The sequence below is a fragment of the Marinilactibacillus sp. XAAS-LB27 genome, from assembly GCF_036039175.1.
In the GTDB taxonomy this organism is placed as follows: domain Bacteria; phylum Bacillota; class Bacilli; order Lactobacillales; family Carnobacteriaceae_A; genus Marinilactibacillus.
Window position 1 is genome coordinate 155,202 of sequence record NZ_JAYXKP010000004.1, and the last position, 25,443, is coordinate 180,644.

Consider the following 25,443-nt stretch of genomic DNA (forward strand, 5'->3'; position numbering starts at 1 on the left):
AAATGACAATCGATTTAAGAGATGAAAGGAATGTAACCTTATGAAAAATAAATTTTACTTATTGAGTAGTGGTTTAATCGTCAGCTCCCTTCTTGCAGCTTGTGGACCTGGAGAGTCTAGCAGTGAAACATCAACAGAGCCAGAGAACAGTGATGGTGCGACAATCGTCATGTGGGAAGACGTTGACAAAATGGTCGGAACAGAAGAAGCCATTAAAGCTTTTGAGGAAGAACATAATGTAACAGTAGAAGTTCAAGAAAAACCTTATGGAGATAATATTGAAGATTTGCGCTTAGATGGACCGGGCGGAACAGGACCAGATATTTTTGCAATGCCTCATGACAACCTTGGAACTGCTGTAACAGAAGGCTTGGTTCAAGCTTTGAATGTTGATGAAGAAGTCACAAGTATGTATACAGATTCCGCTATGATGTCTCAGACAGTAGATGGCGTTGTATATGGGTTACCTTATGCAGTTGAAACAACTGTTCTATATTACAACCGCGACTTAGTGGATGAAGAAAACTTACCTGAAACACTGGATGACTGGTATGAGTTCTCTAAAGAGGCCACTGAGGGAGACAATTATGGATTCCTAGCACTTTGGGATCAAATTTACTATGCACAAAGTATTATGGGTGGTTACGGCGGTTATGTTTTCGGAATGGATGACGATGGTAACTATGATACAGAGGATATTGGATTGAACAATGAAGGTGCCGTTGAAGCAACTGAATATATCCAAAAATTCTATGAAGAAGGACTTTTCCCTAGTGGTATTATCGGAGAACAAGGAATCAACGTTTTAGATTCTTTATTCAGCGAAGGAAGAGCAGCAGCAGTTATTTCTGGACCGTGGAACCTTGGGCCGTTTGAACAAGCAGGAATTGATTATGGTGTGATGGCACTTCCAAGACTTGAAAATGGCGATCAAATGAGTTCATTTGTAGGAGTCAAGAGTTACAATGTAAGCTCGTACTCTCAGTATCCTGAACTAGCTCAAGAGCTAGTTGAATGGTTGACAAATGAAGAGAACCAATTAACTCGTTATGAGAATACAATGGAAGTACCTGCAATTGAAGCACTAGCTAACGATCCAATTGTTACTGAAAGTGAGTCAGCACAAGCAGTAGCTGAGCAGTCTCAATATGCAGAGTTGATGCCAGGCATTCCAGAAATGAACGAAGTATGGACGCCTGTAGATTCAGCACTACAAACGGTTGCAACTGGATCTGAAGAGCCACAAGCAGCATTAGATAGCGCTGTTGAATCAGTTAGAAGTCAGATTGAAGCAAACCATAGCGGAAATTAATAGAGCATGTAAAAGGTATCTCTTAAGGGAGATACCTTTGCTATTAAGAAGAAGGAAAAGGTGGTCATGAAACATGCAACATAAAAAGAAGGCAGCATTTTTGTCTCTCGTGCCAGGTCTAGGGCAATTGTACAATCGACAATGGTTGAAAGGTGCTCTATTTTTGGTGCTTACGATAGCTTTTGGTTTTGTATTTGCAGATCTACTCAACATTGGTTTATGGGGAATTGTAACATTAGGTACAGAGGTTCCACGTGATAATTCAGTTTTCTTACTAGCGCAAGGAATTCTAGCGGTTATCGTCGTCGCATTCGGTTTAGCTTTTTATCTATTTAATATACGAGATGCCTACAGAGTGGGAAAAAGAAGAGATGAGGAATTACCTCTATTCACTTTAAAAGAACAATACTTTAATTTGATAGATCAAGGATATCCCTATTTAATTAGTGGACCGGCTTTATTGTTACTAGTTTTTTCTGTTGTTTTTCCAATTTTATTCAGTTTCTCAATCGCATTTACAAATTACAATCTTTACAATTCACCACCCGCTAATTTAATTAATTGGGTAGGGTTCGATACATTTATTCAGATATTCACAGTGGATATTTGGAGAACAACATTCTTTGATGTACTTAGTTGGACAATAATTTGGACATTATTGGCAACAACATTGCAAGTTAGTATAGGGATTTTCCTAGCAGTTCTAGTGAATCAAAAAGACCTTAAGTTTAAAAAGTTGATTCGGACGATTTTGGTATTGCCATGGGCAGTTCCTGGATTTGTAACCATTTTGATTTTTGCAGGTCTATTTAACGATAGTTTTGGTGTAATCAATACAGGATTGCTCTCTTTCCTTGGAATTGAGTCTATCCCTTGGCTAACGAATCCATTTTGGTCAAGAGTTGCTTTGATTGGAATCCAAGGCTGGTTAGGCTTTCCTTATGTATTTATCGTTACGACGGGCGTACTTCAGTCCATTCCAGATGATTTGTATGAAGCGGCCATTATAGATGGAGCTTCAGCTATTCAAAAATTTAAAACCATTACTTTGCCATTAATCTTTATATCCATTTCACCAATCATCATTACGCAATACACATTTAACTTCAATAATTTCAATATTATCTATCTATTCAATGGTGGTGGACCAGCAGTGTCTGGTTCAAATGCGGGAGGAACAGATATATTAGTCTCGTGGATTTATTCTCTGACTATGTCATCAAGTCAATTCGCTTTGGCAGCGGCATTAACGATCCTATTGTCTATCTTCGTCATTTCCATTGCGCTATGGCAATTTAGAAGAACAAAGTCATTTAAAGGAGTAAATTAAGATGATCTCTTCAAAAAAAAGTAAATTAGCACGATTATTTTTCACGTATAGTTTTTTAATTTTAGTCATGATCATAATCATCTATCCATTGTTATGGACCATTGGAGCTAGCTTTAACCCAGGTAACAGTTTAGTGAGTACCAAGATGATACCGGACAATCCGACTTTATTTCATTACCAAAGGTTATTCTCTGGAGATAATAGTATCCAATATGTTCAATGGTACTTCAATTCTATGAAAGTTAGCATATTTACAATGGCTGGCACATTGTTTTGTGTATCTTTAACGGCTTATGCTTTTTCTCGTTTCAGGTTTAAAGGTAGAAAAAATGGACTTGTACTATTTTTACTACTACAAATGATCCCTCAATTTTCGGCTTTAATTGCGTTATATGTATTAGCTCAAATGCTAGGGATGATGAACAACCATTGGCTGTTAATTCTTTTATATATAGGTGGCCAGATTCCGATGAACACCTACTTAATGAAAGGGTACTTTGATTCTATTCCGATTGAATTAGATGAAAGTGCACGTATTGATGGGGCAGGAAGTACACGTATCTTCTTGCAAATCTTGATGCCGCTTGCTAGACCAATGCTTGCTGTAGTGGCTATGAATAGTTTTACTGGACCGCTAGGAGATTTTATTCTATCTTCCACTATTTTAAGATCGCCTCAAACCTATACTTTACCTTTGGGGCTATATAATTTGGTCAATCAACGTCAAGGAGCGAGTTATACAACTTTTGCCGCAGGAGCAATTTTAATAAGTATTCCTGTAGCGATTGCATTTTTATTCTTACAAAAACACTTTGTCTCTGGTCTGACGGCTGGAGGTACTAAAGGCTAAGTTAATTCAAGTTAATGTAAAAAAGAGAGGAATATTTAAATGAAGAAGCACCAAGTGACTAAAGACACAAGACTACTACACGGGGGAGATTATAATCCCGATCAATGGTTGGATTGTCCTGGTATTATTGATCAGGATTTCAAGTTAATGAAGCAAGCACATACGAATACATTCTCGGTAGGGATGTTTTCTTGGGCATCTTTGGAACCAGAGGAAGGTGTCTATACATTTGAATGGCTTGATGATATATTCGATAGAATAGAAGCGATGGGTGGAAATATGATTCTAGCGACGCCAAGTGGAGCAAGACCCGCCTGGATGTCCCAGAAGTATCCTGAAGTATTAAGAGTAGACGCGCTAAGAAGAAAACAACTCCACGGTGCTCGACATAACCACTGCTTTACGTCTCCGTACTACCGGGAAAAAGCACAAGAAATGAACCGGAAATTAGCTGAGAGATATGGAAAACGCTCTTCTTTATTAATGTGGCATATTTCAAACGAATATGGTGGGGAATGTCATTGTGATCTTTGTCAAACAGCGTTCAGAGATTGGCTGAAAGTACAATATGATAACGACTTAGACAAAGTAAACCAGTCATGGTGGGGGCCTTTCTGGAGTCATACATTTACAAATTGGGAACAAATCGAATCACCCTCTCCAATCGGAGAAAATGCTGTGCATGGACTGAATTTGGACTGGAGAAGATTTGTAACGGACCAGACGATCAGTTTCTATAAAGATGAGATTGTACCTTTACGTGAATTGACACCAGAAGTACCTATTACAACGAATTTCATGTCAGATAATCCCTCTTTCACGCCATTTAGAGCGTTAGATTACAGTAAATTTGCCAAGGAAGTCGATGTGATTAGTTGGGATGCTTATCCAGCGTGGCATAATGATTACGAAGAAACATATGAATTAGCATCTAAAGTTGGCTTTATGAATGATTCATTCAAGAGTATGAAACAAAAACCTTGGCTACTAATGGAGTCAACTCCAAGCCATGTGAACTGGCATCAGTTCAATAAAGCAAAAAGACCGAGTATGCATTATCTATCTGCTATGCAGATGCTAGCACATGGATCTGATAGTAATCTTTATTTCCAATGGAGAAAATCTCGTGGATCTTCAGAAAAATTCCACGGTGCAGTGGTTGACCATGATGGCTCTACAGAAAATAGAGTATTCAAAGAAGTTGCTAGACTTGGAAAAGCAATGGAAGATCTATCTGAAAAAGTCGTAGGATCTCAAAGGATTGCAGAAGTCGGTTTGCTCTATGATTGGGATAGTGATTGGGCGCTTGAACACACGCAAGGATTTGGGTTACAGACGAAATTGTATCCAGAGACTTTGCAAAAACATTACCAGTCCTTATGGGAAAAAGATATTCCTGTAGATGTCATCACAAAGGAAAACACATTTAAAGATTATAAATTACTTGTCGTACCCATGCTTTATTTAATGAGTGAAGAAACTGTTCAGCGCTTAAAAGTATATGTAGCGAATGGTGGAACCTTGGTTTCAAGCTATATTACCGGATTAGTCAATGAACACGATCTAACGTATCTAGGTGGGTGGAAAAAAGAGCTTCAGGAAGTTTTTGGAATTGAACCACTTGAAACAGACACTTACTACACGAGTGATTCAAATGAACTAACATTCAACAACAAACAGTACGCGATTCGTGACTACGCAACGATTATCGACGTCAAAGAAGCAGAAGTACTGGCGCAATATGAAGGGGACTTCTATGCGGATAGCGCAGCAGTAACTTTAAATAATTACAAAGATGGGGAAGCTTATTATATCGGAGCAAGAGCTGAAGATGACTTTAATAGAGACTTCTATAGTCACCTGATTGAGAAGCTAGATCTTTCTCCGGGGCTGAAAGTTGAGCATGAGATAGGCGTTTCTGTTCAAGGAAGAATATTGGATGATGGAACCTCTATCATATTTATCATGAACTTCACTGAAGAAGAACAAGCGATTGAAATTTTGGAAGACGTACGAGATAGCTTTACGGGAGAAACGTTAAGTGGTGATGTATCACTGAAACCTTATGAAGTACTCGTAGTAGATAAAAACAACTAGCCAAAATAAAGATAACAGAATAGGGTGTTGGATTATTTCAATACTCTATTTTGTTTTGTAGCAAAATGTTAACGGTTACTTAAAAAGGAGAATGGAAATGAATCTAAAATGGTTTAATAGACTTGCGTTAATTGGAAGTGTGTCAGTAGCGTTTTTGCAAACGAGTACGGTTCATGCTGAGGAACAGCCGATAGTTTCAGATATTTTTGTTGAAAAAGTAGAAGGAATCTCAGATGACTTTATTCACGGAGTAGATATTTCGAGTGTAATTGCTTTAGAGCAAAGCGGTGTGAAATTCTACAATCAAGATGGACAAGAACAAGATGTATTCAGAACGTTTAAAGAATCAGGAACTAATTATGTTAGGGTCCGAGTTTGGAATGATCCATTTGATTCTGCTGGAATGAGTTATGGCGGCGGAAATAACGATGTGAAAAAAGCTATTGAGATTGGAAAACGTGCTACTGAAAATGGTATGAAAGTTTTAGTGGATTTCCACTATTCAGATTTCTGGGCAGATCCAGCTAAACAACAAGCGCCTAAAGAATGGAAAGGATATAATTTAGAAGAGAAAGAACAAGCGCTTTATGATTTTACTTACGATACGATTACTCGAATGAAAAATGAGGGTATTGATGTAGGGATGGTTCAAATTGGTAATGAAACTAACAATGCGATAGCTGGAGAAAATACTTGGGAAAATATGTCTACTCTTTTCAATGCTGGAAGTAGAGCAGTTAGAACGATTGATTCTGAACTTAAAATTGCGCTTCATTTTACAAATCCTGAAAGAGTTGGAAGCTATGAGAATATTGCACGAGAATTAAATCTCAATAAAGTGGACTATGATGTATTTGCAAGCTCTTATTATCCATATTGGCACGGAACATTAGACAATTTGACCAATGTACTCTCAGATATAGTAGAAACTTACGACAAAGAGGTCATGGTAGCAGAGACATCTTATGCTTATACTGATCAAGACGGCGACGGACATCAGAACACGGTTCCAGGAGAGGGGTTAGTTACGAATTATCCGTTTACGGTTCAAGGTCAGGCACATTCTTTGAGAGAAGTCATTCAATCAGTGGTCGACGTCGGTGACAAAGGTGTTGGTGTCTTTTACTGGGAACCAGCGTGGCTTCCCGTAGGGCCAATTGAAAACATAAATCAGAACCGTGAAAAATGGGAGACTTATGGATCAGGATGGGCTTCAAGTTTTGCTTCGGAATATGATCCAGAAGATGCTGGTGAATGGTATGGAGGTTCAGCAGTTGATAATCAAGCGCTGTTTGATTTTGAAGGACATCCTTTGCCATCTATCAATACATTCAAGTACGTACACACAGGCGCCATAGCAGAAGTGAGAGTGGAGCATATTAGAGTAGTTGATTTAGAATTCTTACTTGGAGATCCAATCAGTCTTCCAGAAACCGTGACCGTGATATATAACGACAATACAGAAGGATTAGAATCTGTAAGTTGGAATCAAGAAGATTTGGAAAAAGCTATAGTAGGAACTACGGGAGTCTATTTAATCAATGGGTTGCTAGAAGATGGTACGGAAACAACCGTAACTGTTACGATTACAGCAGTCAATTATACGGTGAATCCAAGTTTCGAAGAAGCCAATCGCTCAATGTGGAATATTAGCTATCCAGAAGGCGTTCAAGAACATGTAACGTTTCAGAATAATGCTTCAGATGCAAAATCGGGAAATTACTCAGCACACTTTTTTTCTTCAGAAAAAGTGAACTTTAGATTACAACAAACTATCCAAAATTTGGAACCGGGTATTTATGAGGTAGCTGCTCATATTCAAGGTGGAGATGCTCGCAATTCAGAAATATATTTATTTGCAGAGACAAGTACAGATGAGATTAAGGTCAATACTAGAGTTAATGGATGGGCAAACTGGCTTAATCCTAGAGTAGAAGGCGTTGCTGTGGAAAATGGAACTCTGACTATAGGTATGAACGTTTTGGCCGACGGAGGAGCTTGGGGATCAATAGACGATTTTGTCGTGAATCGTGTTGGGGATTTAGAGAAGAATGATGAAGATCAAGCAGGCCCCTCAGTGCCAGAAGAAAATTTATCAAAACCAGAACCAGATAAAAACTCGGAAGAGCCTTCAAATGATAAAGAACCTATAATCGTTACGCTACCTACTAAACCAGTAATTGAACCTATATACGCGGGGGATAAAACGATTAGAGGTAATGGACAAAAAAATACAACAATTGTCGCTCTGATTGATCAAAATGAAATTGGTCGAACAACAGTTAATAGTCCGTTTGAGATTGCGCTAGAACGGCCTCTTAAAGAGGGAGAACAAATTGAATTGTATGCATTAGATGAATTCGGAAAGCGTGGGGAGTCTATAGTAGTAACGGTTCAACCTACTCAATCTAATGCGGAAACTGAAACGGAAACTGAAACTGAAAGTGATAAGACGACATCACTTGAATCAGAAAATAAAGGTCAAATGACTGAAGAAAGTACGAAAACAGACGAAACTAAAGAGACAAAGCTTCCGCAAACGGGATCAATTAAAAATTCTTTCAGCCTCTTGGGTGGGATCAGTATAATTATTGGATTGACCCTCTTCATCTTTCGAGGTAAAAGGATACAAACTATGTAATATGAATAAGATTCAATAATAAAAGGTACTACACCGATTTTCATTGGCGTAGTACCTTTTATTATTGTAATTACGGGACAATTCTTTTACTAGTTTTCTTTATTGGGCATAGCTACCCAGTGTCTTGGTGAAACTTCCTGGAAAGTCGTTGCCGAAGCGTTATAGGTAGCTGCGTCAAATTCTTCTACTGATTTTTGACGAGTGGCTTCGTAAGCTGGGTCAGGAACTGGAATTGCAGCTAATAATTTTTTCGTATATGGGTGGATAGGGTTTGAGAATAGCTCCTCAGAGTCTGCCAGTTCAACTAAGTGGCCGTTATACATAACTGCCACACGATCACTGATGCGCTTAACCATAGAAAGATCATGAGCGATGAACAGATAAGTTAATCCTAGTTTTTTCTGAAGGTCTTCTAGTAATTCTACGATCTGAGATTGAATAGAAGCATCTAATGCCGATAGTGGTTCATCGCAAACGATAAACTTAGGATTAACAGCTAAAGCTCTCGCAATACCAATACGTTGACGCTGACCACCTGAAAATTCATGTGGGTACCGCATCGCAAAGGATGCTTCCAGACCAACTAATTCCAGTAGTTCGACGACTCTATCGTAACGGGCTTTTTTGTTTTCTGCTAAGCCATGAACATCAAGAGACTCACCGATGATGTCTAAAACCTTCATACGAGGGTCAAGAGAGGCATAAGGATCTTGGAAGATCACTTGCATATACTTTCGCATATCTTTCATTTCACGAGCATTTAGATGGTTCAAATCAAAGCCTTCATAAATCACTTCACCACCGGTCGCTTCATGAAGTCGAAGAATCGTTTTGCCTGTAGTTGATTTCCCAGAACCAGATTCCCCTACTAAACCGAGTGTTTCATTTTCATAGATATCAAAAGTAATGTCATCTACAGCTTTCAAAGTAGCCCCTTTACCCATATCAAAATGTTTTTGTAAATTTTTGATAGAAAGTAACGGTTTTTTAGACTGTTCTACATTGAGAACGGATTTCTGTTCATTCTGAAGATTAGGCACAGCATCTAGTAATCGTTTAGTGTATGGATGACTTGGATGCTTGAATACATCTGTAGTCGTTCCGCTTTCGACTACTTTTCCATCTTTCATCACAATAACGCGATCACACATATTAGCGACAACACCAAAATCATGAGTAATTAAGATGATAGAAGTGCCAAATTTTTTCTGGATATCTGTTAGTAATTCTAAAATTTGAGCTTGTATCGTAACATCCAAAGCTGTTGTTGGCTCATCAGCAATTAATAAAGCTGGATTACAAGCTAAAGCAATAGCAATCATCATTCGTTGTCGCATACCACCTGAAAATTCGTGAGGGTATTGCTTGTATCTGAAATCAACATCTTTGATGCCTACAAGTTTCATAATATTCAGCGCTTCATCTTTTGCGGCTTTTTTCTTAAGTTTCTGATGGAATCGAATACTTTCTGTTATCTGATCACCAATCGTCATAGTCGGGTTGAGTGATGTCATTGGATCTTGAAAAATCATTCCAATATCTTTACCACGTATTTTTCGCATTTCTTTTTCAGTTAATTGAGTTAAATCTTTACCCATGAAAACAACCTTGCTGTTTTCTCCATTTTGGGCGTTTGGAGGTAGTAGGCGCATAATCGAGCGCGCAGTGACACTTTTACCACTTCCAGATTCTCCTACAATACCTAATGTTTCGCCTTTTGCAACTTCGAAATGAACACCAGTAGCCACTTCATTAGAAGTATCCCCTTGTTCAAATACAATAGATAAATCCTTTACGTCAAGCAGTTTTTCCATAGTTCCGCTCCTCAAAGTTCGACTAGAATAGTTTGATTATAGCATGTTTGTCAATAGTTTCGAAAAATATGAGCGTTTAGGACTTGACGATGTAATGGCAATTTGGTATATTGTGTTCAATCATATTACTTTGAAAAAATAAGTTAAAAGACTAAGAAAAGAAGAGTACAGATCATTGCGATTTCGAAGAGAGTCCCTATTTGCTGAGAAGGGATAATGAGGAATGTCTGGAAGTGCGTCTTGGAGTCATACTGTTGAATTCTTGTTTCAAGAATTAGATCGTATCGGGTAAGCCCGTTATAGCTTTACAGTATAGAGGATCATGATCCGAGTACTGAATGAGATGTTGTGGAGCCGAGCCGGAATTTTTAGGTTTAGAGTTGTACAATTCTTTAAGGTGGAACCGTAAAATCGACTATTTTGCCCTTAAATTCAGAATTATTCTGTTTTTAAGGGCTTTTTTTATGTCTAGAGCGTCAATAAAAAGATGTACGGAATGAACGGAGGGAACGTAGTGGGAGCAGAAACAATTATTAGACAAGATCAGGGAGTTCTTCAAAAAACAGCCCGGCAGTACGAGAAAGCTTACATGAACTGGATTTATCGAATCGGTTTATTGCTGTTAGGTTTTCCTTTCCAGTTAGTCGTTTTACTAGTATTTTTGAATAAGAAATATGTAAAAAAACAAAACGGAAAAGTCAGTAGCGAAGCGGAGCAGTTACTAAAGCAGCAGGGTTATGCTGTTGAACTGAAAAATCGATTAAGACAACAAGAGCAAAGTAAGCAGGCCTTTTTCAATAAAAAACTTTCTGAAAAAGAAACGGATAAAAAAGTTGAACAAGTCTTTTCAAAACAATTCCAAGAAGCTATTGATCAGAAGGCTCATGAAATTTATAGAAAATCTGGTCGGGAAAAAGTCACTTTTCTAGGACAGACATTAGATTTTTTAACAGATCCAAAATACTTTGCGCTTTCTATCATACTGGGATTCCCAATGTATGCTCTGCTGATTGTACATGCTTTTCCATTTTTGAAGTATCTGTTTGAGCGTTTGCTGATGATGGTATTTGTGATTTTAGGAGTTACCGTTATCGTATTCACTTTACTCTACTTCTCACCATCCGATCCTGCTAGAAATATTATTGGTGAAACAGCGACTCAGGCACAGATTGATAACTTCCGTGGTATGTACGGCCTTGACGATCCTTATCTCGTTCAACTTGGTCGAACCATTAAAGGCGTATTCAGTTTTGATCTCGGGAATGCATATTCTGGAAATCAAGCTGTTGTATCAACAATCATGAGAAGATTCCCAGTTACACTGGAATTATCTGTTTTTGCACTGATCATCGCATTGATTATTGCTTTACCAGCTGGAATTTACTCAGCCGTTAAGGCAAATACACTGTTCGATCACGTATTTATGTTTATCGCATTGATTGGATTATCTATTCCAAGTTTCTGGCAAGGGCTCGTATTTATTCTCGTCTTTTCTATTAATCTAGGTTGGTTACCAGCGACTTTCAATACAGAAAACTTTGCTTCGTTGATTATGCCAGCGGTCGTTCTAGGGACATTGCTGATGGCTTCGGTCGCCAGAATGACACGTTCATCAACGCTAGAAGTCATTAATGAAGATTATATCCTGACTGCTCGTTCAAAAGGGTTATCGAATAGTCGAGTGATTTTAAAACATGCGGTACCAAATGCGTTAATTCCAATTGTCACTATTATTGGATTGCAGTTTGGTGGTGTACTCGGAGGTGCTGCAGTCACAGAGCAGGTCTTTAACATCAACGGAATCGGGCGTTATATTGTAGAGCGCCAATTTATACCGGATATCCCAAGTGTGCTCGGTGGGGTTATCTATATTGCAATTGTTTTATCCGTTGTCAACGTAGTGATCGATATGCTCTACGCATTTATCGATCCTAGAATCCGTACAAATCTGAAACGCTATTAAAGAGAGGAGAATATTACTTTGAAGTCATACAAAGATACACTTGTTTACAAACAAGTAGAATTTTCATTAGGTCTTTCTCTTCTATATACAGTGATTTTAGGATTTGCAGCGATGGATTTTAGTACGTTTGCAGTACAGCCTTTCATCTTACTGCTTGCTGGACTAAACGGATTCGCTACAATCGTACAAGCGTTATTGACTGTAAAAATTAGAAAAGACAGTAAAAAATCATTAGTGATTAATCGTATCAGTCAAATCATTGCCGGATTGTTGATACTGACTCTGGCAATCGGAAATCTGTTTCTGGTTCTTTCTTCCTTGTACCTTATCAAAAAGAAGGTATCTCCAGGTTACGTCTATGCCGTTTATATGGTCTTGACAGACCTGTTAGTCATTGGTGTATCAGCGTTAAATCTGTTTAAAGCTTATGTAACCAATTCTTTTATACCAGCTATGATCGTTTTGTTAGTCATCCTGGTTTTCCACGTTATCGTACTCATTGGATACGATAAACTGATGGCTTTATCACCAGGATCTAAAAAGCTCTTCCTTCTATTGTTTACGTTAACGGTTCTGATAGGAAATCTTTTTGTTCTTTTAGTTTCAGCTTCTATGGTTCAAGACGCGAACAAAGCGATCACTAAACGAAAAGGGATCCGCGAGAAGATTTTAAGAAACCAGGCATCGATGCTGGGGCTGCTATTTATTGTTTTTCTAGTAGCCATATCGATTTGTAGTGTTTGGACATTCAATTACCGGTTTGCAGTGACAAATGACTATAGCGCGATTCTACAACCGCCAAATCTTGCGTATCCTTTTGGAACAGACAACTTTGGTCGAGACGTTTTCTCCAGAATTATCTTTGGTGCTAGAATTTCTCTAGCAGTCGGCGTGCTAGCTACATTTATCCCGTTTATCTTCGGGGGTATTCTAGGAGCAATTTCTGGATATTACGGACGACATACAGATAACCTGATCATGCGGTTTTTGGATATCCTATACGCGATTCCAGGAATTCTTTTAGCAATCACAATTGTTGCAGCTTTTGGCGCTTCAACAACCAATTTGATTATCGCTTTAAGTGTAGGGTACATTCCAAGTTATGCGAGAACGATGCGTGCAAATGTTATTCAAGTCACAAATCTGGAGTACGTTGAAGCTTCTAGAGCCATTGGAAATCGTAATTTCAATATTATTCGTCAGCATGTGATTCCCAATTCTATGGCACCGATGATCGTTCGAGCAACATTAACCATTGGATCAGCGATTATTGCGACAAGTAGTTTAAGTTACTTGGGCTTAGGCGTAGAAAACTATATCCCGGAATGGGGAAACATTCTTCGAACAGGTAGTTCTTATCTTGAGACAAAACCTTATCTGGCTATCTATCCCGGACTAGCGATTATTGCACTTGTTTTATCTTTTAACTTTTTGGGTGATGGCATAAGAGATGCTACAGACCCAAGATTATCCTAAGCACGATTAAAAAGGTATTTGCATAATATAAATAAAAAAGATCAAAAACAGAAAAGAGGAAAAATAGATGAAAAAGAAATTACTCAGCACAGTTATGATACTAGGAACACTGGCTTTGGCAGCTTGCGATAGTATTACAACGGAAGATCAAGCCAATAACGGAAGCTCAAACAGTAATCAAGAAACAGTAGAGATTGACTTACTTGGTGCAGCTGCAGACGAAAAAGACTTGAACATCTTACGTGACCAGTTAACTAGAAATGGTTTTGAAGTCAACGTAAACCAGCAACCGGACTACGCGAGTTATAGAGCGCAAAGAGATGCCGGAAACTTTGATGTTTCTATTGCAAGCTGGACAACTGTAACCGGAAATCCGGATTATGCTGTTCGCTCGATTTTCTCTAGCGATGGAGACAGTCGCGTCATTGAACCAAACACCGAAATAGATGAATTAATCGACCAAGCTGCTGCACAGACAGAGGGCGAGTATACAGAGACTTATAACCAGCTTGAAAATGAGCTTGTAACAGAAAATGCTTATATCGCAGGTCTTTATAATTCTTTAAAAGCGCAGGCTTTCGACAAAAACTTAATCAACCCAGATTCAGTGAACTTGTATAAATCTAGAGCCTTTGCTTGGGATCCAGTTTCTTTCAATGATGAGGCAATGAATGATTCAGAAACACTCGTATTGACTCAAATGGAGTCTGATTTGACTTCTCTTGATCCTGTTAAAGGAAATGATTCATCTATTAATCAACTGAATACAAATATGTATGTGCGTTTAGTAAACCTTACAGAAGATGATCAAGTAACTTCTGATGCGTCACTAAGTTACAACCATGCAATTGCAGAAGGCAATTCTGATTATTACTTTATCTTGAGAGATGACATCAACTTCGCAAGTGTTGAAGATGGACAAGCCGTGGATACTGGGGAACGTGTTGGAGCTGATGATGTTGTTTACTCGCTAGACCGCGCAAGCGATCCAGAATCTGTTCCAGATCAAAGAACGTATAGTTTGCACGAATATATTAATGAAGTAACGGTTGTAGACGACTTGAGTGAACTAGAAACTGCAGAGTTAGCAGATGGAAATACGACAGTCAAAGAAGCGTTGGAATCAGGTTTGGATACACCAATTAATAGCTTGGTAACAGACAAAACACAAGCAGATAACGCAACAGGTAACTACCAAGTTGTCAAACTGACAACAACTGAGCCATTCCCGCAAGTACTGAATTATTTAGCGCACCAGTCAGCTGGAATCGTATCTGAACAACAGGTAGAGAGTGTCAACACATATGATATCGATAACTATAATGTGGATACAGATATTGCATACGGAGATCAACGCGCTGTTACAGAAGGCGACACTTATGACAATCATCTTTTTGCAAGTGGACCATATATTATGATCTCTAAAAACGATTACGAAGCAACATTCCAGAAAAATCCTGCTTATATGACGGATACTGAGAATGCAGCCAATATCGAAAATATCACTGTTCGTTTCATCGGCGACATGGACAGCTCACTTTCTGCTTTAAGAAGTGGTGAAGTTCACTTGCTTTATGGATTAAGCGAAACACAATATGAAATCGTCGAAGGCGAAGAAAATCTTGAATTACAAACGGGAGACAGCAACGCTGTGAGTTATTTGATTGTTAATACAATGAACGAAGATCGTAAGACTGCTGGCAGTGTTGATTTACGTAAAGCCATCGTTCACTCAATCAATCAGGAAGACTTTATCCAGTCTTATGATGGACAAAAGAAAAAAGCATTCTCTCCAGTATCACCTTTAGTAGACACAGAAAATGAATTAGAAGCAGATGCAGATCTTGTTCAAGATCACTTGTCTAAATACTTGGAGCAAGCAGAATAATAGTAAAAGATTAAATTAGATAGAACAGAAAAGATAAGAGCCTGGCCAATCAATGCAACATTGACGGATATTGACCAGGCTATCTTTTTACCTATTTATGAAATGTTTAAGGGTAGTCCAATAAGTGAACAAATTTTAAAAAAAGATTTAAGACTAATAAAAAGTAAGCTAAGAAGCGTGACACTAAGAATCATTAATGCTATATTAGCGTACCAGTGTTCAAAATAAATAAAGTTAACTGAATCAAGAAGACGAGGAGAAAAATCATGTTTAATAAAAAATTAGGAATCACTTCATTACTAACTGTAGGACTACTACTAGCAGCTTGCAATTCTACAGACGAAACGGCAACAAACGAATCAGAAGAAGCAACAACGGAAGAAGATACTTCTTGGACAGACGTTGAAAAAGCAGGAGAACTAGTCGTTGGAACTTCAGGAACGTATTCACCCATCACTTACTTGGATGATAATAATGAGTTAACAGGTTTTGAAGTAGAATTACTTCGTGATATTACAGATGAATTAGGCATAGATATTCGATTCGAGACGATGCAATTTGATGGATTACACCTGCATTACGTAACGAGCAAATCAATGTAGCAGCGAACGATTTTGCCATAACAGAAGAGCGTTTAGAAATCTTTGATTTTGTTGACTCGCATAAATATTCTTACGGGTCAGCAATTGTGCGTGCAGATGAAGTAGATGAGTTCTCTTCTGCTTATGATTTAGAAGGCCGTGATATTGGATTGGGATCTTTAACAAGTAATTATGCGGTTTTTGCTGATAACATTGGAGCTAACGGAACAGCTTATGACGGTGGAACAGATACTATTTTAAGAGATATCGTTAATGGTAACCAAGATGCTTATCTAAATGACCGTCTAGTTTTACAAGAAAATCTTGAATCGTTTGGTGATGACAGTTTGGTCGTTGCAGAAGATGTTAAGTATCACCCAACTGAAAGTGCATTAGCTGTTTTGAAAGGAAATGTAGCTTTGAGAGATAAACTATCTGAAGCTTTAGAAACTGTTAGAGAAGACGGAAGACTTGCAGAACTGTCTGAAGAATTCTTGGGAGCAGATTCTACACAACCAATCGATCAATCAGAAGTGGTTAGTCTAGAAGGAGAATAAGATAACAGTCAATAAATGACATACGAGGAGCTCTATAGGAGCTTCTGGTATGTTCTTTTCTATCAGTTTGGATATTGGAAGGAGCACAACATGTTTGAATTTTTCTCAGAGATTAAATGGGAATATCTTTACGATTTTGATTTAGCCATTGATTCTATTCCTTTTTTACTTCAAGGATTGCGTATCACGATGATTATCGCCGGATTTAGTATGGTTTTTGCACTCTTGATTGGAATCGTTGTTGGAATTGCGAGAATGTCGAAATTAGCCATATTTAGATTACCAGCTAAGTTTTATATTTCATTTATGAGAGGGACACCGCTTTTAGTGTTTGTCTTTATCCTGTATTATGGCTTACCGGTTATTGGAATAGAATTTTCAAGTGCAATCGTAGCCGCTATCGTGGGGGTGAGTTTAAACTTTGCCGCTTATTTAGCTGAAGTTGTGAGATCCTCAATATCCTCTGTACCTAAAGGTCAATGGGAAGCTGCTGAAACGCTGCAAATGAACTATTTTCAAACCTTGAGAAGAATCGTCATCCCTCAAGCAACTAGAATTGCGGTACCACCTATTTTTAATATTTTTATGGATGTACTAAAAGGAACTTCTCTTGCATCGGTTATCACGGTTCAGGAACTACTCTATAGCGGGCGCTTGATAGCAGGAAGAACGTATGACAGTATGACAATGTATATAACCGTTGCCATCATTTACTGGTTAGTTAGTGTAGTAATTGGGACGATTCAAAGTAAATTAGAAGTAAGATATAATCGTTATTTAGCTAAAGGATAAGGGGGCAACTTTGAAATGATTACAGTAGAAAATATGAAAAAGACATTTGGAGATCAAACCGTTTTAGAATCTATCAATTTCAATGTAAATAAAGGAGAAGTTGTTTGTCTAGTGGGGGCTTCAGGTTCTGGCAAGACAACCTTATTGAGATGCTTAAATTTACTAGAAAAACCGAACGAAGGAAAATTGAAAATTGGTTCAAAACAAGTTGAGTTTGGTAAAACGAAGTTAACAAAAAAAGATATAGAAGAGATTAGACAGTATTCAGGAATGGTATTTCAAGGATTTCACTTGTTTCCTCATATGACACTGATGGAAAACATTATTGAAGCACCACTCACAGTGAAAAAAAGGGATAAAAAAGTAGTAATGGAAGAAGCTAATGAAATCCTTCAAAAAGTAGGTTTAGTGGAGCACAAAGATAAATATCCCGATGCTTTATCAGGAGGTCAGCAGCAACGTGCTGCAATCGCACGCTCTTTAATGATGCATCCAGAGGTATTGTTATTTGATGAACCTACTTCTGCTTTAGACCCTCAATTGGTTAGAGAGGTACTCAAAGTCATAGAAAATCTAGCAAAAGAAGGACAGACGATGGTGATCGTCACACATGAAATGAACTTTGCTAGACGCATTGCGAATCGAGCATTGTTTATGGATGAAGGATATATTCTAGAAGAGGGACCAGCAGAAAAAGTGCTGACGGATCCAAGAGAAGCCCGTACAAGAGAATTTTTGGCGCTTTTAGAAGATGAGTAAGCTTCAAGATTTTAGATAGGAATTCGAAATTGATTTTACAGTAGCTATAAACGAAACATTACGCTAACTAAATAATACTCAAATAAAGCCAGCTGGTATCTAATACGGGCTGGCTTTATTTGAGTATCGGGGAATATGAGAAACGCTGCCATTATTCTCTCATATAATTCAAGATGTTCAGGACAAGCGCCTAAAAATGAACAACTTATCTTAGTTTGCGCCAGTATTCAAGATATAGGGGGGTAGATAAAAGTCTGATAATTTATTGAAACCGTTATCAAAGCTAAACACGAACATTATTTATTAGAATTTATCCTTATATTCGTTTTGTTGTTGTAATGACTTGGTCATTTACCTATAATTCATTGTGTGCTTACAAAAACTTAACAATCTCATTCAATAGTATATAAATATATGGATTCGAACTGTTTTTTTAATATAAATAGCTTAAACCTCATGAAAAAGGATGATTTATCAGAATGTCTAAAAAAACCTCGTATTTGATTTTAGCACCTGGACTAGTACTTTTGCTCTTCTTTTTAATACTTCCCCTGATTACAATCATATGGCCGACTTTCTATAACGGTGGTATTACGTTCGATGCCTACTTATCATTTTTTCAAGATACCTATAACGTCAATATTCTATACCGAACAATCAAAATTTCTCTAATGGTTACTTTTGTCAGTATTATTTTTGGCGTACCGACAGCTTATTTTATAGCTAATAGTCCTAAGAAATGGCGAGGACTACTAATGTCTTTAACATTATTTCCGTTACTGACGAATTCAGTAGTACGCAGTTTTGCCTGGATCAATATTCTAGGAAGAAACGGGATTATTAATAGTTTGTTGCTTGCAACTGGTTTGATTTCTGAACCCATCACGTTACTGTATACAGAATTTGCGATTATCATCGGATCATTTTACTTATTCCTGCCGGTCATGATCATTTCGCTCGTGGGAACGTTTGAAAATATCGATACAGAAATTATGGAAGCTGCGGAAACGCTAGGGGCTAATCGTTTGATGGCATTTATAAAAGTGATTTTACCCTTAAGCATTCCTGGAATCATCGTCGGAAGTATTCTTGTTTTCACAGGGACGCTGACCGCTTATACAACGCCTCAGTTACTTGGTGGCAACCGAAATATGATGATGTCAACTTTCCTCTATCAAAACGCCATGGCGCTTGGAGACTGGCAAAGTGCTAGTGTGATTGCTTTAATCATGATTGTAACCACGATGTTGGTTATGAAAGGATTTAATGTTTTAGCTTCAAGATTGGATAAGCGAGGTGAGGAATATGCGTAAACAAAGAGGATTATCGATTTTTGTTTTACTAGTTTTTATATTTCTCTGTCTACCTTTAATCATTGTTACGGTAACTGCTTTTGGTGAGAATCCAAGTATACAGTTTCCAATAGAAGGATTTACTTTTGACTGGTTCAAAAAAGTGTTCGAAATTAGTTCATTTATCGACAGCTTTTTCCTAAGTTTACAGATTTCATTTCTTGCGACAATATTGGCACTAGCAGTCGGAGTTCCTGCGGCTTATGCGTTAGCACGTTACCGAACACCAAAAACAGCTTGGTTAAAAAGTTTCTTTCTATCACCGACTGTCATTCCAGGAGTCGTCGTGGGTTATGCCTTGTTTCAATTTATTGTCGTTCAGTTAAATCTTCCAATCTATCAAGGATTATTATTGGGACACTTCCTGATCAGCTTACCGTATGTGATACGGGTTGTGGGATCTAGTCTGGAGCAATTAGATTTTTCTATTGAAGAAGTTGCCTGGACGCTTGGATGCACGAAAGTTAAAGCCTTTATACGCGTCGTATTACCGAACATTACATCAGGAATCTTTGCTTCCTTTATGCTAGCATTTATCAATTCATTTAATAATATCCCTGTTTCTCAATTTTTGTCTGGACCAGGTGTATCCACCTTACCAACAACATTGATGAATTATATTGAATACAATTATGACCCGACTGTTTCTGCATTGTCTGTACTTTTGATGCTAGGAACGATTGTGCTGATGTATTTAATTGAAAAAACATTAGGGCTAGCGAGTGTAGCTTAAAGTTAAATCCACTTGATTTATGATTGTTTGTTTTAGAAGTTGAAGGAGGAAGTAGAAAGGTATGTCATTCGTTGACCTAGAAGATATTCGCGTTTCTTACGACGGGAAAAATAATATTTTAAAAGATTTGAATTTATCTATTGAAGAAGGACAGTTAGTTTCATTATTAGGACCATCAGGATGTGGAAAGACAACAACTTTACGAGTCATAGCCGGTTTGATTGAACCTAATGACGGAGCGTTTAAGGTAGAAGGAGCGAACCTTACAAAGGTACCCGTGCATAAAAGAAATTTCGGAATGGTGTTTCAAAGTTACGCGCTATTTCCTCATTTAACGATTAAAGAAAATGTTGGATTTGGATTGAAATTACGGAAAGAACCAAAAGATATAATCCATAAAAAGGTTATGGAAATGTTAGAAGTGACAGGACTTGCGGACTTTGCGGATCGTTATCCTAAACAACTTTCCGGTGGCCAACGCCAACGAGTGGCCTTAGCTCGAGCATTGGTGATTGAACCGAAATTACTTTTATTAGATGAACCACTTAGTAACCTAGATGCAAAACTAAGAATCAACATGCGTTTAGAAATCAAGAAAATTCAACAACGCCTAGGTATCACTTCTGTATTTGTAACCCATGATCAGGAAGAGTGTTTCTCCATCTCTGATAAAGTAGCAGTCATGAACCAAGGGGTTATCGAACAATTTGATTCACCTGAAGTCATTTACAATTACCCTAAAACCGAATTCGTAGCACGCTTTATCGGCTTCGAAAACTTTTTTGATCTGACGCTTGTGGATGATCAGACTTATGCGGCACCAGATGGAAGTCTGTTCAAGACGAAACGAGCTTGGGAATCGACGAAAAAAGTAGGGACAATTCGACCGGAAGATATCACACTTCTTGAAGAACAGTCAGAACAAACGGTCAATACACTCCCTGGTGAAGTGAAAGTGCGCACGTTTTTAGGGAAAAGTTACCAATATGAAGTCGAAACACCACTTGGAAAAATACTCGTACAAGATGGCCATTCAACTGCTTATGCTGCTGGAGATAAAGTAAGCCTTTATATACCAGAAGAGAAATTGATCTTAGTTTAACTAAATGACAAAAGGGGATAATAAAATGAATAAGAAAGTTCAACTATTAGGATTATCATTAATGAGTACGGCGGTTTTAGCTGCTTGTGGGAATAATGCAACTGGAGAAGATAAGCAAGAATTGGTTATCTCAACGTTTGGATTGAGTGAAGACGTTATGGAAGAAGATATCTTTGCACCTTTTGAAGAAGAGCATAATGTCGATATCGTTACAGAAACAGGAACAAGTTCAGAGCGCTATACAAAATTTGCGAGTAATGGTAACACTACGATTGATATTCTAGATATTTCTCAATCCAATGCTGCAAAAGGATTTGAAGAAGGTCTGTTTGAAGAGTTGGATGCGACAAAAGTACCGAATATGGATAATTTGATTACTAGCGCAACAGAACTTTCAGCGGATGGTTCGGGCCCAGCTTATACAGTGAATAGTATTGGAATTATTTATAATGAAGAAGCTGCAGGAATGAAGATCGAAGAATGGTCAGATCTATGGGATCCATCTCTAGAAGGTAAAATATCTGTTCCAGATGTTGCCACAACTTTTGGGCCAGCGATGCTTCATGTAGCGAGTGATTATAAAGGTGTAGATATACAAGAAGATGACGGTAAAGCGGCACTTGAAGGCATAGAAGAATTATCTCCTAATATCGTTAAAACCTATAGTAAATCATCTGATTTAGTGAATATGTTCCAATCTGGTGAAGTTGTTGTTGCTGTAATTGGTGATTTCGCTGTACCGATTATTTCAGGAGCGAATTCAGACGTTCAGTATGTGGTTCCAGAGTCAGGAACTTATGGGAATTTCAACACGGTTAATGTAAACGTAAATTCTGAAAACAAGGATTTAGCATATGAATTCATCAACTGGAGAATCAGTGAAACCTTACAACAAGTAACAGCTGAATCTCTAAACGAAGCACCAACGAATGCAAATGTTGAGTTGAGTGAAGAAGTGGCTGCCGACAAAACATATGGAGACATTGCAGAACGTACTCAGCCGATTGATTATACGTTTGTAAATGCTCACCTAGAAGACTGGATTAATCAATGGAATAGAACCATCAATCAATAAATTCAAACTCAAAAAGGCTGGGACACTTGTTCCATCCTTTTTTGTTTTAAGAATAGTCTTTAGAATACGGATATAGGAGTGACCCGTGAAATGGAAATCGATCTGATCGTTAAACATGCACAAGTATACAACACTTTTTTGAAAACATTCGAACAAAAAACTGTCGCTATTTTAGAAGGAAAGTTCTTTTATATCGGTCAAAAGGAATTAGAGGAGCTGACAGCCAAGCAAGTAGTAGACGCTGAAGGAAAATACATGATTCCAGGACTGATAGACATTCACATGCATATTGAGAGTTCTATGATGCCACCTTCTATCTTTTCGAAAGCAGGATTGGCACATGGCGTCACAACAGTTGTAGCGGATGCGCATGAAATCGCAAACGTTTTTGGTATGGAAGGGATTCAATCTTTTTTGGAAGAAAAAACAGAGATGGATATCTTTTATGCCATTCCTTCATCAGTACCTTCCACAACGACTGCTATGGAAACAACGGGTGGAACAGTCGGTTTAGATGAAGTTCGGGAGCTATTAGTTTCTCCACAAATCATTGCACTAGGAGAAGCGATGAACTTCAAAGGAATAGTGAGTGAACCAGATTCTCTCATTCGCCAGCTGTTAAAAGAAACGCAGCAAGTAGATCCTTTCATGCCAATTGAAGGACATGTCCCACGGGTGACGGGAATGGATTTAGCTAAATTTCAGTTTGCTGGTATTACAGCTGATCATACTCAACAAACGCCAGAATCGATTTATGAAAAGATTAGTAGCGGCATGTTTATTGAATTGCAGAAAAAATCGATTAATAAAGAAAATATCGATATAATCAAAAAATATGGATTTTATGAATATATTGCTTTAGTAACAGACGATATCATCGTGGATGATTTGTTAGAAGGGCATTTAAACGCAAATGTTAAAGGGGCAATCAACTGCGGAATGTCAGTTGAACAAGCGATTTATATTAGTACGTATACACCAGCTAGACGAATGAGATTTCAGGACAGGGGTGCTATTGCTGCTGGGTTGAAGGCTGATTTTATGTTGCTGGATGATTTAAATACGCTTACCATTTCAGAAGTATATAAAGATGGGCAGTTGAAGCATCAAAAAGGCGATCCTTTTGACTATCCTGAAACAAAACCAGTCTTTCCATCTCATTTTTACCAATCAATTGATTGCAAAAAGTTAGAAGCTGAAGATTTAGTCATTAAAGTCGAGGGCGAAAAAGCACTGTGCAATGTGATTCGTATTCAAGAGAAAGGAACGTTCACAGAACATGTAAAGCGAACCATTCCGATTCGAGAAGGGATTTTGGATTGGGAATCAAGTGGATTAGCGTTGATTCTAGTTATGGAACGTTACGGTAAAAACGGGGCCATTGCTTTTGGCTTAGTAGAAAATGCCTTAACTGAAAAAGGCGCTATCGCGACAACATGGGCACATGATCATCATAACTTAATGGTGATGGGCACTTCCGCAACGGATATCTTAAGGGCACAACATAAAGTACTAGAGATGCAGGGTGGATACGTTGTGACTAGAGAAGGAAATTTGACTGGATGTTGTCCGCTTCCTATTGGTGGAATCGTTACAGATGCCCCGATTGAAGAAACTGGAAAACAGCTCAAAGAAGTACGCAAAGCGATGAATAATTTGGGATATATCAATACAAACGAAATCATGTCTTTTTCTACATTGTCTTTACCCGTTTCACCAGTTCTAAAAATAACGGACCAGGGCATGTTTGATGTTCGTACGCAAGTTCCAATTCCGCTGATTGAGGAGATTAAATGAAAATACTGATTAAAAATGTTCACGTATTGACGATGGATATAGAAAAAAGTGAATACCCAAAGGGCTATGTTTTAATAGAAGATCGTGATATTTCTTCTGTTGGGAGTATGGAAAATCTTCCTGAAAAGGTGGAAGATATAGAAGTCATTGATGGGCATCAGGCCATTGCTATGCCAGGGATGATTAATACCCATACACACGTTGGGATGATTCCTTTTCGGTCACTAGGAGATGATTATCCGGATCGTTTACGCCGGTTTCTATTTCCCTTAGAAAAGGACTGTATGACCGCTGAGCTGGCCTATCACAGCGGGAAATATGCAATTGCAGAAATGCAATTGGCCGGGGTGACAACTTTTATGGATATGTACTACTTTGAAGACGCGATAGCACAAGCAACCGAAGAGATGGGGTCGCGTGCCATTTTAGGAGAAACTGTGATTGATTTTCCAACTTGTGATGCAGAGGCTGCACATGGAGGACTTAATTACGCGCGCACATTTATTCCAAAGTGGTTAAACCATGAACTCATTACACCAGCCATTGCCCCACATGCCCCTAATACAAATAGTCCAGAAGCTTTGCAAGAAGCGGTTCAGTTATCTGAAATGTATCAAGTACCCATTACGATGCATGTTTCAGAGATGGACTATGAACAAGAGTACTTCCAGAATACTTTTGGTCAGACCCCCGTTGAGTTTCTCTCTAGTATTGGTGCATTAACCAAGAGGTTCATAGCGGCTCACTGTATTCATTTGAGTGATAAAGATATTGAATTACTGGAGGAACATAAAGTGAGTGTTGCGCATTGTATCGGGGCGAACACGAAATCAGCAAAAGGTGTAGCGAGAGTTAAAGATTTACTGGAAAAAGGGATACCGGTTGGTTTAGGAACGGACGGTCCAAGCAGTGGAAATACCCTAGACTTGTTTACACAAATGAAGCTTTTTGCAAATTTCCATAAAACCACTTTAAAAGATAGGGGTGCCTTTTTAGCATCTGAGATTGTAGAACTCGCTACGATAGGCGGGGCAAAAGTATTAGGTTTACAAGATAAAGTTGGGTCACTGGAAGCTGGTAAAAAAGCGGATATCGTATTAATCGAAACACAATCCGTTAATATGTTTCCGATATTCGATCCCTATGCGGCCTTAGTTTACTCAGCGAATGCCAGTAATGTTCAGGATGTCTTCATAAATGGGAAGAGAAAAATCAAAAATAAACAACTGAATGAAAATAATTTGAATACATTACGCCAAAATCTTTTTGAGCAGATGGAGAATTTTACCGCTAGCGCTAAAGATCGTCTTTAAAACACAGAAAG

At 38.2% G+C, this 25,443-nt stretch carries 17 protein-coding genes and 2 pseudogenes; 17 read left to right on the forward strand and 2 right to left on the reverse strand.

Annotated features, from left to right (window positions below):
- Positions 1-40 precede the first annotated feature (40 nt).
- The 5 genes from VXN63_RS07040 (at position 41) to VXN63_RS07060 (ending at position 8,230) form a co-directional block, all read left to right on the forward strand.
- Positions 41-1,312: a sugar ABC transporter substrate-binding protein gene (locus VXN63_RS07040; RefSeq protein ID WP_327757317.1), complete on the forward strand. Its 1,272-nt coding sequence runs from the start codon at positions 41-43 to the stop codon at positions 1,310-1,312.
- 73 nt (positions 1,313-1,385) lie between these two features.
- Entirely contained in the window at positions 1,386-2,642 is a 1,257-nt protein-coding gene (locus VXN63_RS07045) for a sugar ABC transporter permease (RefSeq protein ID WP_327757318.1), read from the forward strand.
- The gene (locus VXN63_RS07050; RefSeq protein ID WP_442915301.1) at positions 2,638-3,492 is read left to right on the forward strand and encodes a sugar ABC transporter permease; all 855 of its coding nucleotides are present in this window, start codon (positions 2,638-2,640) and stop codon (positions 3,490-3,492) included. The genes VXN63_RS07045 and VXN63_RS07050 overlap by 5 nt, the downstream gene beginning before the upstream one ends.
- A gap of 39 nt (positions 3,493-3,531) precedes the next feature.
- On the forward strand, positions 3,532-5,589 hold the full coding sequence (locus tag VXN63_RS07055; RefSeq protein WP_327757320.1) for a beta-galactosidase: 2,058 nt from the start codon (positions 3,532-3,534) through the stop codon (positions 5,587-5,589).
- Positions 5,590-5,686: 97 nt separating this feature from the next.
- Positions 5,687-8,230, forward strand: coding sequence for a glycosyl hydrolase 53 family protein (locus VXN63_RS07060; RefSeq protein WP_327757321.1), 2,544 nt, complete (start codon positions 5,687-5,689; stop codon positions 8,228-8,230).
- 89 nt (positions 8,231-8,319) lie between these two features.
- Here VXN63_RS07060 and VXN63_RS12110 read toward each other — a convergent pair whose 3' ends face one another.
- Positions 8,320-9,174: an ABC transporter ATP-binding protein gene (locus VXN63_RS12110; RefSeq protein WP_442915302.1), complete on the reverse strand. Its 855-nt coding sequence runs from the start codon at positions 9,172-9,174 to the stop codon at positions 8,320-8,322.
- Positions 9,175-9,255: 81 nt separating this feature from the next.
- Positions 9,256-10,044 (reverse strand): annotated as a pseudogene (locus VXN63_RS12115) (ABC transporter ATP-binding protein); the annotation flags it as partial.
- A gap of 514 nt (positions 10,045-10,558) precedes the next feature.
- On the opposite strand from VXN63_RS12115, the gene VXN63_RS07070 reads away from it, so the two are divergent.
- From VXN63_RS07070 to VXN63_RS07125, 12 genes and pseudogenes are all read left to right on the forward strand, one after another.
- Positions 10,559-12,007, forward strand: coding sequence for an ABC transporter permease (locus VXN63_RS07070; RefSeq protein WP_327757323.1), 1,449 nt, complete (start codon positions 10,559-10,561; stop codon positions 12,005-12,007).
- Between the two features lie 18 nt (positions 12,008-12,025).
- On the forward strand, positions 12,026-13,483 hold the full coding sequence (locus VXN63_RS07075; RefSeq protein WP_327757324.1) for an ABC transporter permease: 1,458 nt from the start codon (positions 12,026-12,028) through the stop codon (positions 13,481-13,483).
- Between the two features lie 67 nt (positions 13,484-13,550).
- The gene (locus VXN63_RS07080; protein ID WP_327757325.1) at positions 13,551-15,371 is read left to right on the forward strand and encodes an ABC transporter substrate-binding protein; all 1,821 of its coding nucleotides are present in this window, start codon (positions 13,551-13,553) and stop codon (positions 15,369-15,371) included.
- A gap of 266 nt (positions 15,372-15,637) precedes the next feature.
- Positions 15,638-16,509: pseudogene (locus VXN63_RS07085) on the forward strand (transporter substrate-binding domain-containing protein).
- 90 nt (positions 16,510-16,599) lie between these two features.
- Positions 16,600-17,301 (forward strand): amino acid ABC transporter permease, encoded by a 702-nt coding sequence (locus tag VXN63_RS07090; RefSeq protein ID WP_327757326.1) that lies wholly within the window; start codon positions 16,600-16,602, stop codon positions 17,299-17,301.
- 15 nt (positions 17,302-17,316) lie between these two features.
- The gene (locus VXN63_RS07095; RefSeq protein WP_327757327.1) at positions 17,317-18,060 is read left to right on the forward strand and encodes an amino acid ABC transporter ATP-binding protein; all 744 of its coding nucleotides are present in this window, start codon (positions 17,317-17,319) and stop codon (positions 18,058-18,060) included.
- A gap of 479 nt (positions 18,061-18,539) precedes the next feature.
- Positions 18,540-19,373 carry an ABC transporter permease gene (locus tag VXN63_RS07100; RefSeq protein WP_327757328.1) on the forward strand — a complete coding sequence of 278 codons (834 nt, stop codon included), beginning with the start codon at positions 18,540-18,542 and terminating at the stop codon, positions 19,371-19,373.
- Positions 19,366-20,145 carry an ABC transporter permease gene (locus VXN63_RS07105; protein ID WP_327757329.1) on the forward strand — a complete coding sequence of 260 codons (780 nt, stop codon included), beginning with the start codon at positions 19,366-19,368 and terminating at the stop codon, positions 20,143-20,145. The genes VXN63_RS07100 and VXN63_RS07105 overlap by 8 nt, the downstream gene beginning before the upstream one ends.
- Positions 20,146-20,206: 61 nt before the next feature.
- On the forward strand, positions 20,207-21,247 hold the full coding sequence (locus tag VXN63_RS07110; protein ID WP_327757331.1) for an ABC transporter ATP-binding protein: 1,041 nt from the start codon (positions 20,207-20,209) through the stop codon (positions 21,245-21,247).
- 25 nt (positions 21,248-21,272) lie between these two features.
- Positions 21,273-22,322 (forward strand): ABC transporter substrate-binding protein, encoded by a 1,050-nt coding sequence (locus VXN63_RS07115; RefSeq protein WP_327757332.1) that lies wholly within the window; start codon positions 21,273-21,275, stop codon positions 22,320-22,322.
- A 90-nt stretch (positions 22,323-22,412) separates the two neighbouring features.
- Positions 22,413-24,119: an adenine deaminase C-terminal domain-containing protein gene (locus VXN63_RS07120; protein WP_327757333.1), complete on the forward strand. Its 1,707-nt coding sequence runs from the start codon at positions 22,413-22,415 to the stop codon at positions 24,117-24,119.
- Positions 24,116-25,432 carry an amidohydrolase gene (locus VXN63_RS07125; protein WP_327757334.1) on the forward strand — a complete coding sequence of 439 codons (1,317 nt, stop codon included), beginning with the start codon at positions 24,116-24,118 and terminating at the stop codon, positions 25,430-25,432. The genes VXN63_RS07120 and VXN63_RS07125 overlap by 4 nt, the downstream gene beginning before the upstream one ends.
- The last annotated feature ends 11 nt before the right edge of the window (positions 25,433-25,443 follow it).